At 72.0% G+C, this 14,611-nt stretch carries 14 protein-coding genes; 2 read left to right on the forward strand and 12 right to left on the reverse strand.

Annotated elements, in window-relative coordinates:
* Nucleotides 1-420: a nuclear transport factor 2 family protein gene (locus tag CWOE_RS23060; protein WP_012936055.1), complete on the reverse strand. Its 420-nt coding sequence runs from the start codon at nt 418-420 to the stop codon at nt 1-3.
* Nucleotides 421-514: 94 nt separating this feature from the next.
* On the opposite strand from CWOE_RS23060, the gene CWOE_RS23065 reads away from it, so the two are divergent.
* Nucleotides 515-973: a MarR family winged helix-turn-helix transcriptional regulator gene (locus tag CWOE_RS23065; RefSeq protein WP_012936056.1), complete on the forward strand. Its 459-nt coding sequence runs from the start codon at nt 515-517 to the stop codon at nt 971-973.
* Here CWOE_RS23065 and nadA read toward each other — a convergent pair.
* The 9 genes from nadA to CWOE_RS23110 form a co-directional block, all read right to left on the reverse strand.
* Nucleotides 970-1,959 (reverse strand): quinolinate synthase NadA, encoded by a 990-nt coding sequence (nadA, locus tag CWOE_RS23070; RefSeq protein ID WP_041730860.1) that lies wholly within the window; start codon nt 1,957-1,959, stop codon nt 970-972. The genes CWOE_RS23065 and nadA overlap by 4 nt on opposite strands.
* A 47-nt stretch (nt 1,960-2,006) precedes the next feature.
* Nucleotides 2,007-2,906, reverse strand: coding sequence for a carboxylating nicotinate-nucleotide diphosphorylase (gene nadC / locus CWOE_RS23075; RefSeq protein WP_012936058.1), 900 nt, complete (start codon nt 2,904-2,906; stop codon nt 2,007-2,009).
* On the reverse strand, nt 2,872-4,377 hold the full coding sequence (locus CWOE_RS23080) for an aminotransferase class I/II-fold pyridoxal phosphate-dependent enzyme (RefSeq protein WP_012936059.1): 1,506 nt from the start codon (nt 4,375-4,377) through the stop codon (nt 2,872-2,874). Before CWOE_RS23080 ends, nadC begins: the two co-directional genes overlap by 35 nt.
* A 3-nt stretch (nt 4,378-4,380) precedes the next feature.
* The gene (gene prfB, locus CWOE_RS23085; RefSeq protein ID WP_012936060.1) at nt 4,381-5,499 is read right to left on the reverse strand and encodes a peptide chain release factor 2; all 1,119 of its coding nucleotides are present in this window, start codon (nt 5,497-5,499) and stop codon (nt 4,381-4,383) included.
* A gap of 45 nt (nt 5,500-5,544) precedes the next feature.
* Nucleotides 5,545-7,149, reverse strand: coding sequence for an RNA polymerase sigma factor (locus CWOE_RS31295; protein WP_012936061.1), 1,605 nt, complete (start codon nt 7,147-7,149; stop codon nt 5,545-5,547).
* 76 nt (nt 7,150-7,225) lie between these two features.
* On the reverse strand, nt 7,226-7,789 hold the full coding sequence (locus CWOE_RS23095; RefSeq protein WP_012936062.1) for a hypothetical protein: 564 nt from the start codon (nt 7,787-7,789) through the stop codon (nt 7,226-7,228).
* 150 nt (nt 7,790-7,939) lie between these two features.
* Nucleotides 7,940-10,852, reverse strand: a complete 2,913-nt coding sequence (gene secA / locus CWOE_RS23100) for a preprotein translocase subunit SecA (protein ID WP_012936063.1) — start codon at nt 10,850-10,852, stop codon at nt 7,940-7,942.
* A 123-nt stretch (nt 10,853-10,975) separates the two neighbouring features.
* A complete protein-coding gene (hpf, locus tag CWOE_RS23105; protein ID WP_012936064.1) occupies nt 10,976-11,329 on the reverse strand; it encodes a ribosome hibernation-promoting factor, HPF/YfiA family in 354 nt (117 codons plus the stop codon).
* Nucleotides 11,330-11,401: 72 nt separating this feature from the next.
* On the reverse strand, nt 11,402-12,121 hold the full coding sequence (locus CWOE_RS23110; RefSeq protein WP_012936065.1) for a ComF family protein: 720 nt from the start codon (nt 12,119-12,121) through the stop codon (nt 11,402-11,404).
* A gap of 62 nt (nt 12,122-12,183) precedes the next feature.
* On the opposite strand from CWOE_RS23110, the gene CWOE_RS23115 reads away from it, so the two are divergent.
* Nucleotides 12,184-13,113, forward strand: coding sequence for a cytochrome c oxidase assembly protein (locus CWOE_RS23115; RefSeq protein WP_012936066.1), 930 nt, complete (start codon nt 12,184-12,186; stop codon nt 13,111-13,113).
* Here CWOE_RS23115 and CWOE_RS23120 read toward each other — a convergent pair whose 3' ends face one another.
* The gene (locus CWOE_RS23120; RefSeq protein WP_012936067.1) at nt 13,114-14,103 is read right to left on the reverse strand and encodes a sugar phosphate nucleotidyltransferase; all 990 of its coding nucleotides are present in this window, start codon (nt 14,101-14,103) and stop codon (nt 13,114-13,116) included. It abuts the gene before it with no gap.
* An 11-nt stretch (nt 14,104-14,114) separates the two neighbouring features.
* On the reverse strand, nt 14,115-14,573 hold the full coding sequence (locus tag CWOE_RS23125) for an RrF2 family transcriptional regulator (RefSeq protein ID WP_012936068.1): 459 nt from the start codon (nt 14,571-14,573) through the stop codon (nt 14,115-14,117).
* Nucleotides 14,574-14,611: the final 38 nt, after the last annotated feature.

Raw genomic sequence — 14,611 nt, forward strand, 5'->3', positions numbered from 1 at the left:
TCACGATCTCCAGATGGGCATGACCTCGACGCGCGCGAGCCGCCAGCCGGCGGCGCCGCGGACCGTCTCGAAGCGGTAGCGCTCGCCGAGCTGGACCAGCGGCTCGGAGGCGAACGTGACGATCAGGTTGGCGCCCACGGTCGCGCGCTCGCCAGCCTCGTCGAGGTCGATCAGGAGGTCGCTGATCGCGTGCTGCGTGCGATGTGCGGCGTGGTTGCGCGTCGCCTGGGCGATGACGGCGTCGATCCCCTCGGCCGTTCCGCCGGGCGTCGAGACCGCGACGCCGGCGTCGAAGATCGTGCGCGGGTCGTCGTCGGGGCGCTGGCGGTCCAGCCACGCCCCGAGCCGGGCGACGAGGTCGGCGATCTCGCTGCGGTCGGTCAGCTCCTGCACCCGGCGGTCGGTCGTCTGCGCGGTCATGGTCGTCCTCTCGTGATTGTTGGCGCTACCAACGTTGGTCTCACCAACGTAGCAGAATACGTTGGCCTCGCCAACGATCGGCTACCCTGGCGCGATGGACGAGCAGGCCTATGAACCGCCGCAGCGGCTGCGGACGCTGCCGAGCTGGCTGCTGAACCGCGCCGCGCTGAAGGCGAACCGGATCGTCGCCGACGGCTTCGCCGCTGCGGGCGCGCGCAGGGCCCACTTCACCGTGCTCGTCGCGCTCGACGAGCGGGGACCGGCCAGCCAGGCCGAGCTCGGCCGGCGCCTGGGGATCGATCGCAGCGACATGGCGGCCGTCGCCGGCGAGCTGGAGCGCGACGGGCTCGTACAGCGGAGCCGCGATGAGCGCGACCGCCGCCGCAACGTCGTGCGGCTGACGGCGGCGGGCGATGACGCGCTGCGCCGGCTCGGCGCGCGCGTCGAGGCCGCGCAGGAAGAACTGCTCGCGCCGCTCTCAGCTGACGAGCGGCGCGAGCTGGAGCGACTGCTGACGCGCCTCGTAGGAGACGGCGCCGGCCCGAGCCGCTAGGCGTTGATCGAGACCATCCGCTCGATCGGGACGCGGGCACGCTCGGCGACCGCCTCCGGCACCTTCACCTCGGTGCGGTTCTCGCGCAGCGACTCACGCAGCTTCGGCAGCGTGATCATCTTCATGTACTTGCAGCTGGCGCGCTCGTTGGCGGCGATGAAGTCGACGTCCGGCGCCGCCTCGCGCAGCGGGTGCAGCATGCCGGTCTCGGTCGCGACGATCACCGGCGCGTCCGAGCTGCGATGCGTCTCGGCGTATCTCAGCATCCCGCCCGTCGAGAGCATGTGGACGCCGCTGGAGTCGACGTCGCCGGCGGCGACGTACTCCATCACGCTCGTCGAGCAGCCGCACTCGGGGTGGATCAGGAAGTCGGCGCCGGGGTGCGCGGCGCGCACGGCCGAGATGTCGTCGGGGCGGATGCCCGCGTGGACGTGGCATTCGCCGTCCCACACATGCAGCTTGCGCCCGATCGTCTTCTCGACGTAGGCGCCGAGGAACATGTCCGGGCCGAACAGGATCTCCGTGTCCGGACCGTGCTCGCGCAGGATGTGCTCGACGACTCTGACGGCGTTGGACGACGTCACGCAGTAGTCGGTCTCCGCCTTGACCTCGGCGGTCGTGTTGACGTACATCACGACGATCGCGCCGGGATGCTTCGCCTTCCAGCCGCGCAGCTGGTCGGCAGTGATCGAGTCCGCCAGCGAGCAGCCGGCGTCGACGTCAGGGATCAGGACGGTCTTCTCGGGCGACAGGATCGAGGCCGTCTCGGCCATGAAATGGACACCGCAGAAGACGATCGTGTCGGATTCGGTGCTGGCCGCCCACTGCGACAGCCCCAGCGAGTCGCCGACGTAGTCGGCGACGTCCTGGATCTCGGGCAGCTGGTAGTTGTGGGCGAGGATCACGGCGCCGCGCTCGTCGGCGAGCGCACGCACTTCCGCCTGCAAGGCGGGGATGTTCTCGAGCATCAGCGGCGCTGAGGACATTCCGGGCATGGCGGGACCGCTGGGCGCACTTGGGAGGACGGGGAGGCTCATGGCGTTGACTCCAGGAGGAGGGAGAGATCGAGCGCTGGGGCCGAGTGCGTCAACGCCCCAACTGAGATGAAGTCTACGCGCGTCTCTCCGATCGCTCTCAGCGCGTCGAGCGTCACCCCGCCGCTGGCCTCCAGCGACGCGCGCCCCGCGGCCCGCTCGACGGCCTCCCGCATCGTCGCGAGGTCCATGTTGTCGAGCATGATCCGCGCCGCGCCGGCCGCCAGCGCCTCCTCCAGCTCGGCGAGGTCGGTCACCTCGACCTCGATCGGCAGGTCGGGCCGCGCCGCGCGGGCCCTGCGGACCGCCTCCCCCACCCCGCCGGCCGCCGCCGCGTGGTTCTCCTTGATCAGGATCTCGTCGAACAGCCCGATGCGGTGGTTGACGCCGCCCCCGGCGTGCACGGCCGCCTTCTCGACCATCCGCAGCCCCGGCGTCGTCTTGCGCGTGTCGAGCACGCGCGCGCCGGTGCCCTCCAGCGCTCTGACGCAGCGCGCGGTGAGCGTCGCGACGCCCGACAGGCGGCCGAGGAAGTTCAGTGCCGTGCGCTCGGCGGTCAGCAACGCGCGGGCGTTGCCGGTCGCGGTGAGAACCGGGCCGCCGTCCCGCCAGACGCCCTCTGCGACGGCGCGTTCGAGCACGACGCCGGGATCGAGCGCGCGGAAGGCGCGCTCGGCCAGCTCGAAGCCGTAGACGACACCCGGCGCCTTCTGGCGGATCCGCGCGATCGCCCGCGCGTCGGCGGGGACGGTGACGGCGGCGGTCGCGTCGCCGTCACCGACGTCCTCGGCGAGTGCGCGCGCGACCAGTTCGTCGAGCAATGCGGGGTCGAGCGCGGGCGCGACGCGCGCGCGGTCCTTGAGGTCAGCGGGGGGCGTCGGTGTGGGTGCGGAGGACATGGATCGTCTCGAAGGTGGGGTCGCTGGCCCCGTGGAGGCGTGCACCCGCCGCGGACAGCTCGCGCAGATACGCGACCACCTCGGCGGTGACGCGCTCGCCCGGGAGCAGCGCGGGAATGCCGGGAGGGTAGCCGGCGATCGCCTCGCACGAGACGCGGCCGACCGCGTCGTCGACCCTGACCGCCTCCGCCTCGCCGAGGAACGCCTCGCGCGGCGCGACGACCAGCTCGTGCGCGAGCGCCCCTGGCGGGCGCGTCAGCGCGGCGGTCTCGGGCCCGGCCGGACGCGCGATCCGCGCGATCGTCTCGGCGAAGTCGTGCGCGAAGCGCTCCAGCGCGTCGACCGGCTGGCCGAGGCCGAGCACAAGCACCAGCGTCGCCTGCGTCGCCAGCTCGGGATAGATGTCGTACGCGGCCTTCAGCGCGGCGGCGACCTCGTAGCCGCTGCAGCCGGTCCCGCGCACGTCGATCACGATCCGCAGCGGGTCCCAGGCGGCCGCGCCGGGGCGACCGACGAAGCCCTCCCCCACGACCGCGCAGCCGGGCACGAGGTCGATCGCGGCGCGCGCCTGCGCGGCGGCGACGAGCGTGCGCGCCAGCAGCGCCTCGCCGTGGACGGCGACCTGGCGGCGGGCGCCATCGAGCGACGCGAGCAGCAGCGAGTTGGGGCTCGTCGAGCGCACCAGGCGCACCGCGCGGGCGATCCGCGCGGGGTCGATCCGCCCGTTCGGCGCGACGTGCAGCATCGCCGACTGCGTCAGGCTGCCGACGATCTTGTGCGTCGAGGTCAGGACGGCGTCGGCGCCGAGCCGCAGCGCGGATTCCGGCACGCCCGGGTGGAAGCCGAAGTGCGGCCCCCACGCCTGGTCGACGACGAGCGCCGCGCCGGCCGCGTGCGCGACCTCCGCGCAGCCGGCGACGTCGGCGGCGATGCCGTAGTAGGTCGGCGAGACGATGAATGCCGCTCTCGCGCCGGGCGTCTGCGCCAGCGCCGCGGCGAGCCCTTCCGGCGTCACGCCGTGGGCCATCCCCAGCTCGTCGTCGTACTCGGGCGCGACGAACGCCGGGACGCCGCCGGACAGCACGAGCCCGTCGACCATCGACGCATGCGCGTTGCGTTGCAGCACGACGGGCGTGCCGAGCGGCGCCAGCGCGAGGCAGAGCGCGTGATTTCCCTGCGTAGCGCCGTTCGTCAGGAACCAGGTTCGCTGTGCGCCGTAGGCCGCGGCGGCCAACTCCTCGGCGAGGTCGTACGGCGTCGGGTACGGGCCGACGTCGATCCCGTCGGTGTCCTGCGGTATGTCGAGCAGCAGCGCGTTGTCGCCGATCGCGTGGCGCAGGCCCGAGTCGGCGCCCTCGCCGCCCTTGTGACCGGGGACGTGGAAGCGGGTCGAGCCGCGGAAGCCGTGCGCGACGAGCGCGTCGAGGTAGGGCGCGGTCGGCTGACGTCCGTCAGGAGCCGAGCCGCCCATGCTCTACCTAGCGGCTGCCTGGAGGAGGTAGGCGCGCACGAAGCCGTCGAGATCGCCGTCCAGCACGCGGCCGGTGTCGCCGATCTCGAACTCCGTGCGGTGGTCCTTGACCATCGAATACGGGTGCAGGACGTACGAGCGGATCTGCGAGCCGAAGTTGACGTCCTGCGCCTCGCCCTTCTCCTTCGCGATCTCCTCCTGCCGTCTGCGCTCCTCCAGCTCGACGAGCTTGGAGCGCAGCATCGCCATCGCGGTCGCGCGGTTGGACGACTGCGAGCGCTCGTTCTGGCACTGCACGACGATGCCGCTCGGTCTGTGCGTGATGCGGACGGCGGAGTCGGTCTTGTTGACGTGCTGGCCGCCGGCCCCGGAGGCGCGGTAGGTGTCGACCTGCAGGTCGTCGTCGTCGATCTCGACCTCGGCCGCGTCCTCGACGACCGGAGCGACCTCGACGCCGGCGAAGCTCGTCTGGCGGCGGTTGGCGGAGTCGAACGGGCTGAGGCGGACGAGCCGGTGGACGCCCTTCTCGGCGCCGTAGAGGCCGTAGGCGTTCTCGCCCTTGACGCGGAAGGTGGCGGACTTGATGCCCGCCTCCTCGCCGGCGCTCACCTCCAGCAGCTCGACGTCGAAGCCGCGCTTCTCGGCCCAGCGCATCTCCATCCGCAGGACCATCTCGGCCCAGTCCTGCGCGTCGGTGCCGCCGGCGCCCGCGTTGACGGTCACGAGCGCGTCGCCGCCGTCGTATCTGCCGGAGAAGAGGCGCTCCTCCTCCAGCTGCTCCAGGCGGCGCTCGGCGCTGGCGATCTGCTCCGCCAGCTCGGCTTCCAGCTCGGGGTCCTCCTGCGCCATCTCGGCGAGCGGCTCGAGATCCTCGACGTCGCTGACGAGCGTTCTGTACGTGTCGAGCTTGCGGCTCGCGCGCGCGTGCTCGGCGCTCGTCTTCGCCGCCTTCTCCTGGCTGTCCCAGAAGCCCGGCGCGCCCATCTCCTGCTCCAGCTCGGCGACGTGGGCTTCGAGCGCCTTCGGATCGACGTAGTCGGCGAGCAGCGTCAGCTGCTCCCGGATCGCCTTCAGGCGCTGGGGCGTCGGTTCCGAGGAGGCTGCGGGCGGTGTGGCGGACATCGCCCCTCAGGCTAGCCGAGAGCGCCGGACGGACGCGGCGCGGCGTCAGTCGTCGTCGCCGCCGGAGTCGTCGCCGCCGCCCGAGTCGTCTTCGCCACCGGACGAGCCGCCTCCGCCGGAGGAGCCGCTGCCGGACGTGGAGCCGCTTCCGCCGGACGAGCCGCTGCCGCCGGAGGAGCCGCTGCCGCCCGAGGAACCTCCCCCGCCGGACGGGCCTCCGCCAGACGAGCCGCTTCCACCGGTGGAGCCGCCCGCGCCGGAGGAGCCGCTGCCGCCGGACTCGCGGTCCTCCGCCTCGCGTGCGGGGGCGCTCCGCTTGCCGCTGCCCGACGAGCTGCCGCCGGAGCCGGGCGAGCCGGCGTCGTCGTCGCGATCGTCTCCGCCGGAGCCGCGGCCGCGCCCGGAGCGGTCGTCGCCTGCACGATCGGCCCGCGGCGCCGGCCCACCGCGATCGTCGTCGTCCTCACCACCGTGGCGCCGGTCATCGCCCTCGCGCTCGCCGCCACGCCGGTCGTCGCCGCTCCGACCGCGGCGATCGTCGTCACCATGCCTGCGGTCGTCGTCATCGCCCCGGCCGCGGTGGTCGTCGTCACCACGGCCGCGCCGGTCGTCGTCGCGGTCGCGGTCGTCGTCCCCACCGCGCCGATCGTCGTCGTCCCCACCGCGCCGGTCGTCATCGTCGTCGCGCCCGCGCCGGTCGTCGTCGCGATCGTCGTCGCCGCCGCGCCCGCGGCCGCGGCGGTCCTCGGCGGCGTCGCTCGCGAAGCCTCCGCCGCTGCCGCTGCCGCCGAACGGGGCGATCGCCGCGGGGACGAGCACGCCGCCGCTGCCGGCACCGCCCGCGGCCGCCGGGCGCGCCGCCGTCTCGCCGCCGCGCGCCTGCGCGGCTTGGGGATCGACCGGGCGGCGGTCTCTCGTGACGGTCACGCCGGTCGCGATCGCGCCGGTCGCGACGACGACGGCGCCCGCCTTCACGAAGGTTCCCGCAAGCGTCGCGCCACCGGCGCCGGCCGCCAGCTCGGCGATGCCGGGACCGCCGCCGCCGGCCATCCCAGCGGCCCACGTCGCGAGCGGCAGCGGCGTCAGCGCGGTCGCGGCGGCGCGCAGCGTCGTGCGCGCTCGGTGGACGAGCTGACGGACCGCGCCCTCGCTGAGGCCGAGCGCCGCGGCGACCTCGCCGCGGCTGCGACCGGCGAGCGTCGTCTGCACAAGCGCCTCGCGCTGCTGGTCGGGCAGCCCCGCGATGCCGCTGAGCGCCTCGCGCACGCGCTCGTTCTCCTCCGCGGCCGCGGCGACGTCACGGCCGCCCGCCTGCGCGTGCGTCTCCTCCTCCGCGAGCGGGTCGACGATCGCCCGCCCTTCCTGCTTGGCGATCCGAATCGCCTCGTGGCGAACGATCTGGTGCAGCCAGCCGCGCAGGTGAGCCACCTCGGCCCCGGCGGCGAGCGCCGCCCAGGCGCTCGTGAGCGCCTGCTGGACGACGTCCTCGGCACGGCTGTCCGGCGCGATCCGCCGCGCGAACGCCACGAGCGGCCGGCGGTAGCGCTCGACGATCGCCGCGAACGCGCGCTCGTGACCGGCGCGCGTCAGCGTGACGAGCCGTTCGTCGGTCTGCGTCCGCAGCAGGGTGTCCGAGAGCCAGGGTTTCATCGGCGGCCGTCAAACGCCGCGCGACGGCGGGTCTGCCGTCGCGCGTCGCCGGGTCATCGGGAATCGGCTCCGATCGTCAGTCGTCGTCGCCGCGCCCACGGCCGCGGTCGTCATCGCCACGGTCGTCGTCATCGCGCCCACGCCCACGATCGTCATCGCCACGCCCACGGCGGTCGTCGCAGTGGTCGTCGTCGTGGCCACGGTGCGCGGCACGTCCGCGGACGTCGTCGTCATCGTCGTGGCAGCCTCTCAGCAGCTTCACGCGGCTCGCCTGAATCGTGCCGTCGTCGAGGCGACGGCCCTTCACGAGCACGAAGCTGTCAACCGCCGGGACGCGGCCGGAGCGGACGGTGAACGTCCGCGTGGTGCGGCGCTTGACCGTCAACGTGAACGTTCTCGCAGCCTCATCGCGTGCCGAGACAGTGCCGACGACGCGGATCTTGCGGCCCGGCAGCGGCGTCACGCCCGGCTGCGGCGTCGTCTGAGTCGTGCCGGTCTGCGTCGTGCCGGTCGTTCCTGTCGTGCCGGTGCCGTCGTCGGCGCCGTCGCGTGCGAGCGCGGTCGCCGTGACCGTGCCGAGCACCAACGCCAATGCCACCAATGCGATCTGCGTGATTCGCTTCCCGTTGCGAGCGTCCATCTCGTCCTCCTGGAGCCGTCGGTTGCGACGCCGCCGTGGGCGCCCCTTCAGAACGGAAGAGACGCGCGCGGCGAAAAGGTCACGCGAGAAATGTACGCACGTCCGCGTGCGTGCGCCTGCGGTGTCAGACGGCGGACGCGGCGGACCGGCTCAGGTGCCGTGGCACTTCTTGAATTTCTTGCCGCTGCCGCACCAGCACGGGTCGTTGCGGCCGATCTGGTCGATCGCATCGACTCTGCGCTGCTCGACGCGCGGACCTGCGTCGTCGTCGACGTCGACGACCGGCTGCTCGCTCGCGGCGAGCGCGGCGGCGTCCGGATCGGTCGTCATCGCCGAGTACGGCGCCATCGTCGAGCTGGCCGAGCCGGAGTAGGTGAAGCCGCCGCTCGTCCACGAGCTGTTGCGCGTCGGCGCCTGCGGGACGACCTCCTCGGGGGCCGCCTCCGCCTCGCCGCTGTCGACCTGGACCTCGACGTTGAAGATCATCCGGGCGAAGTCCGCCCAGATCGTGTTCATCAGGTCCTGGAAGAGCGTGAAGCCCTCGTTCTTGTACGCGACGAGCGGCTCGATCTGCGCGAACCCGCGCAAGTGGATGCCTTCGCGCAGGTAGTCCATGTCGTAGAGGTGCTCCTGCCAGCGCTGATCGATGATCTGCAGCAGCAGGTAGCGCTCCAGCACGCGCATCAGCTCGTCACCGAGCTCTCTCTCGCGCTCGTCGTAGCGCGTCAGCGCGTCGTCGACGAAGAGGCGGACCAGCTCGGAGCGCTCGATCGAATCGGGGTTGACGTCCTCCTGCGCGAAGCTGAGCGGGAAGATCTCCCCGACTCTCGCGAACAGGCCCTCGACGTCCCAGTCCTCGATGTAGTCGCCCGGCGTGTGCTCATCGACCGTGCGCTCGAGCATCTGCGAGATCTCCTCGCGCGCCGGCTCGCCCATGTCGCGACCGTCGAGCACCTCGTCGCGGTAGGCGTAGACGATCCGCCGCTGCTCGTTCATGACGTCGTCGTAGTCGAGCACGCGCTTGCGGATGAGGAAGTTCTGCTCCTCGACCTTCTTCTGCGCCTTCTCGATCTGCTTCGAGAGCAGGCCGGCCTCGATCGGCTCCTCCTTGCCCTCGTCGTCGGTCGTGCCGAAGCGGTCGAGGATCTTGTAGATCCGCTCGCCGGCGAAGAGGCGCACGAGGTCGTCCTCGGCGGAGAGGTAGAAGCGCGTCTCGCCCGGATCGCCCTGGCGGCCGGCGCGACCGCGCAGCTGGTTGTCGATCCGGCGCGACTCGTGACGCTCGGTGCCGATGATGTAGAGGCCGCCGGCCTCCATCACCTTGTCGCGGTCCTCCTCGACGCGCCGCTCGATCTCCGGCAGCACCGTGGCGTAGTGCTCCTCGTAGTCGGGGTCGTCGGGCTGCAGGCCGAGCTTGACGACCTCGCGCGCAGCGAGGTGCTCGGGGTTGCCGCCGAGCTTGATGTCGACGCCGCGGCCGGCCATGTTCGTCGCGATCGTGACCGCGCCGGAGCGTCCGGCCTCCGCGACGGTCTCGCCTTCCTTCTCGGCGTGCTCCGGCTTCGCGTTGAGGACGATGTGCGGGACGCCGCGCTTGGCCAGGCGCTGGCCGAGATCCTCGGAGACCTCGACGGAGATCGTGCCGACGAGGATCGGCTGGCCTCTTCTGTTGCGCTCGACGATCTCGTCGACGACCGCCGTCCACTTGCCCTCTTTGGTCTTGTAGACCTGGTCGTTCTGGTCCTTGCGGACCATCGGGCGGTTCGTCGGGACCTGCACGACGCCGAGTCTGTAGATCTTCATGAACTCGGTCGCCTCTGTGATGGCGGTGCCGGTCATGCCCGAGAGCTTGTCGTAGAGGCGGAAGTAGTTCTGGTAGGTGATCGTCGCCATCGTCTGGTTCTCTTCGGTGACGTTCACCCCCTCCTTCGCCTCGATCGCCTGGTGCAGCCCCTCCGACCAGCGACGGCCCTCGAGGATGCGCCCGGTGAACTCGTCGATGATCATCACCTCGCCGTCGATGACGGCGTAGTCGACGTCGCGTCTGTAGAGCGCCTGTGCGCGCAGCGACTGGATCAGGTGGTTGACGAGGTGGCCGTTCTCGGCGCGGTAGAGATGGTCTATCCCGAGGAAGCGCTCGGCCTTGGCGACGCCGCGCTCGGTGATCGAGACCGTTCTGTGCTTCTCGTCGAACTCGAAGTCGAAGTCCGCCACGAACTCCTTCTTCGCGCGCGGATCCATCCCCTCCGGTCTTCTGCCGGGGGTGAGCATCGGCGCCAGGCGCGCGAATCTCGCGTACAGGTCGCCGGCCTCCTCCGGAGCACCGGAGATGATCAGCGGCGTGCGCGCCTCGTCGATCAGGATGTTGTCGACCTCGTCGACGATCGCGAACGTGTGCGCGGCGGAGCGGCGGTCGAGCCGGTCCTTCGCGGTGCGGACCTCGCCGAGGTCGCGGCCGCCGTGCTGGACCTTGTCCTCCAGCGAGCCGGCCATGTTGTCGCGCAGGTAGTCGAAGCCGAACTCCGAGTTCGTGCCGTAGGTGAGGTCGGCCGCGTAGGCGGCGCGCTTCTCCTCGGTCGGCTGCATGTTCTGCAGCACGCCGTACGTCACTCCGAGCGCGTCGTAGATCGGTGACATCCACTCGCAGTCGCGGCGCGCGAGGTAGTCGTTGACCGTGACGATGTGGACGCCCTTGCCCGCGAGCGAGTTGAGGATCGCGGGCAGCGTCCCCGTCAGCGTCTTGCCCTCGCCAGTGCGCATCTCGGCGATCGAGCCGTCGTGCAGGACCATGCCGCCGATCATCTGCACGTCGAAGTGCCGCATGCCCATCGTGCGCCGGCCCGCCTCGCGGACCATCGCGAAACAGTCGTAGAGCAGATCCTCGAGCGGCTCGGCGTCCTCGCCTCGCGCGCGCTCACGCAACTCGTCGGCGGCCTCGCGAAGCTCCTCGTCGGACATCGCCTCGTACTCGGGCTCCAGGGCGTTGATCTTGGCAACGCGCTGCTCGTACCCCTTGAACTTCTTGCCCTCGCCCAAGCGAAGTGCGCGATCGATCAACGACATGGGGCTAGCGTAGCATCGGCGAAGGGGCCGAATGCAACCCTCCTGCGACGCTTCGAACCGTCAGGAATCCGAAGATCCGGCAGGCGCCGCGAACGAGCGTCGCGGCGCCAGTGGAGCGGGCGGCTACGCCTGGGCCTGAGCCCCGTACGCGGCCGCCTGCGCGGCGCGCGTCTCGCGCCGCTTGCGGCGCTTGTCCCGATGCCGTTTGACTTGCTTGAACAACTGCTCCTCGCAGAGGTTGATCGCGTGGCCCATGTCCCCGGCCTCGGCCCGCGCGCGCAGCGTGACGCCCTTGAGGTACAACGTCGCCTCGGCGACCTGGGCCTCGGGGATCGAGGGGTTGCGCTGCTCGGACAGCTCGACCTCGAGCTGCGCGAGCTCCGACACCTGGCGTGCGATCTTGCGGAAGCGACGCTCGATCTGCTCCCGCTGGGCCTGGGTGACGGACGTGTTGCGTCCCTTGACCTCGATGCGCATGGGCTCCCCCTTCTATGGGTGGGCTCGGGTGTACGTCCATGGTAGTCCCCCGATCGGCTCGCATCCATCCGTTCATCGCCGCAACGCGCGTGCGTAGGCGACCGCGGCCACCTCGGCGGCGCCCGCGCCCCGCAGCGCGCGGGCGCAGGCGTCGAACGTCGCGCCCGTCGTGTGGACGTCGTCGACGAGCAGGACGCGCGGCGGGACCGCGTCGGCGACCGTGATCGCGAGCCGGCCGGAGGCGCGCCGCGTCGCGCGCGAGGCACCGAGCTGGCGCGTCGCCGGACCGCCGCGGCGCAGGCAGCGGACGAGCGGCAGGCCGCTGCGATCTGCGAGCGCGCCGGCGATCCGGCCGGCCTGATCGAAGCCGCGCGCACGGCGCCGGGCGGGATGCAGCGGGACCGGCACGAGCACGACGTCGCGCAGCAGCTCGCGCGGCGCGCCGGCGGCGATCTGCGCCGCCATCAGCTGCGCGACCGGCAGGGCGCCGCCGAACTTCAACGCGGCGACGAGGCGGCGGGCCGTGCCGTCGTAGGCGAGCGGCGCCCACGCCGCCGAGAACGCGGCGTCGCGCGCCGGGCACGGCGGCCCGCACGGCCGCGGCAGCCCGCAGCAGCCGCAGCGCGCCGGTCCCAGCCACGGCAGCTCGGCGCGGCAGCGGTCGCACAGCAGCTGGTGGGCGCGTGCCAGCACGTGCCCGCAGCTGGCGCACGCCGGCGGAACGACCGCCGCGAGCAGCTCGTCGCGGGCGCGCAGGAGCAGGTCGGGGAGCGAGGAGCGGCGGGGCGACATGCCCCGATCGTCGCGCTCACCGCAGTGCCGTCTCCACCCCACGACTGCGACAATCGGCGCACATGTCGCCGGACGCATCGTGGAGCTTCGCCCCGGGCATCGTCGTCGCACTCGTCGTCTACGTCGTCGTCTACGTCTGGCGCTGGCGACAGAGCCGCGCCCCCGGCGAGCCGCACCCGCCGTCGGTCTGGCGGCTGATCGCCTTCCTCACCGGCGTCGCCGCGTTCGGCATCGCGCTGCTGTCGCCCGTCGACACGCTCGGCGAGCAGATCCTCGCGATGCACATGGTCCAGCACGTGCTGCTGCTCGACGTCGCCCCGATCCTCGTGATCCTCGGCTTCACGAAGGTCCTGCTGCGCCCGGCGACGCGGCGCATCCACACGATCGAGAAGAAGGCCGGCTTCCTCGCCTCGCCGCTGTTCGCCGTCTTCCTCTACACGGGCGCGATGTGGATCTGGCACATCCCCGCGCTCTACAACGCGGCCGCCGAGCACAGCGCCGTGCACCTGCTGGAGCACATCAGCTTCACCGGCGCCGGCTTTCTCTACTGGTGGCACCTGCTGTCGCCGGTCAGCACCCGCCTGCGCCGCGACGGCATGACGCCGATCGTCTACATGCTCAGCACGAAGGTGACGGTCGGCTTCCTCGGCATCCTGTTGACGTTCGCGCCGGACGCGATCTACGAGTTCTACAAGGACCAGCCCGAGTACTGGGGGCTCTCCCCCACCAGCGACCAGGCGCTCGCGGGCGCGATCATGGCCGTCGAGCAGGCGGTCGTGATGGGGATCGCGATCGCGTTCCTGTTCGTCCGCATGCTCGACGAGTCCGAGAAGGCCGACGTGCGCGCGGAGCGGTTCGCCGACCGGGCGGAGGGACCGGCCGCCGAGCGGCCGGCGAGTGAGCCGGCCGCGCCGGAGCCCGCCGCGGGCAAGCCGGCCGCGTCGGAGCCCGCCGCGGGCGAGCCGGCCGCGAGCGAGCGAGCGCCCGGATAGCTAGGCGCGCGGGCGCAGCTTGTCGACGATGCCGGTGGAGCCGGCGATCGCGCCGATCAGGATGCCGCCGGGCGCGACCTCCGTGCCGGGCAGCACGATCGCGTCCTTCAGCGCCGCGCCGTCGCCGATCACGGCACCGTCGCCGATCACGAGCGGACCCTGCAGGCGCACGTCGCGACCGATCTTGACGTCGCGCCCGAGCCACACCGGCGGCTCGATGAGCGTGGCGCCGTCGAGCGAGGTGCCCTCCCCGGCGATCACGTCCTCGGCGACTGGCTCGCCCTCGACCTCGAGGTGCAGCTCGCCGCGCATCGCGTCGAACGTGCCGTCCTTCAGCTCGCCGAGCGAGCCGACGTCGTTCCAGTACTCGTCGATCTCGTGGATGTGGAACGGGACGTCCTGCGCCAGCAGCGCCGGGAAGACGTCATTGGCCCAGTCGACGAACGGCTGGTCGGGGAAGTAGTCGAAGATCCGCGGCTCGAACAGGTAGATGCCGCAGTTGCCGAGGTCCGACAGCGCCTCGGCCGGCTCGGGCTTCTCCTGGAAGCCGGTGATCCGGCCGGTGTCGTCGTGCAGGACGACGCCGAACTCGCGCGTGTCCGCGACGCGCTTGACCGCGAGCGTCGCGACGCCGCCGGCCTCCTTGTGACGCTTGACGAAGCGCGTCAGGTCGATGTCGGTGAGCGCGTCGCCGGAGATGATCAGGAACGTGTCGTCGGCGAGGAAGTCGGCGCAGTTGCGCACGCCGCCCGCCGTCCCGAGCAGCTCCGGCTCCTCGCGGTAGACGATGCGATCGCCGAAGTAGGCGCGGATCGTGTCCGGGAAGTAGTGGAGGTTCGCGACGATCTCTCCGTACCCGTGGCGTTCGAGCAGATCGACGATGTGCGCCATCACGGGCCGGTCGAGGACCGGGACCATCGGCTTCGGGATCTCGTACGTGAGCGGGCGGAGGCGTGTACCGAGCCCCGCGGCGAGGACCATGGCTTTCATCGAAGCGGACCCTAGCGCGTGAGCCACGCGTCGGGATCAGCGGTGCGTGCTCTCACCGCGTCCGGGAGCGCCCCGCTCGCGAGATCGGCGAGCGTGACGTGCTCCAGCACGTCACGCAGGCTGGCGCGCACGGCGACCCACACCTCGCGCAGCGGCTCCGCGGTGCCGTGGAAGTCGAGCTTCTCCGGGCGCTCGCCGCTGACGGCCGCGAGCGGCCCGTCGATCGCGCGGATGACGTCGGCGACGGTGATCTCCTCCGGCGGCAGCGCGAGGCGGTAGCCGCCCTCCGCGCCGCGCCGCGAGACGACGATGCCGCCCTGGCGCAGCTGCACGAGGATGTTCTCGAGGAAGCGCAGGGGGATCTCCTGCGCGGTCGCGATCCGCTCGCTCTTGAGCGGGTGCTCGTCGGTGACGGCGGCCAGCTCGACGGCCGCCCGCACGGCGTAGTCGGTCTTCGCGGAGATGCGCACGGGCGGATTGTGTACGACCGGGCGGTCGGGTGCAGTGC

This window comes from Conexibacter woesei DSM 14684 (assembly GCF_000025265.1).
GTDB lineage: Bacteria > Actinomycetota > Thermoleophilia > Solirubrobacterales > Solirubrobacteraceae > Conexibacter > Conexibacter woesei.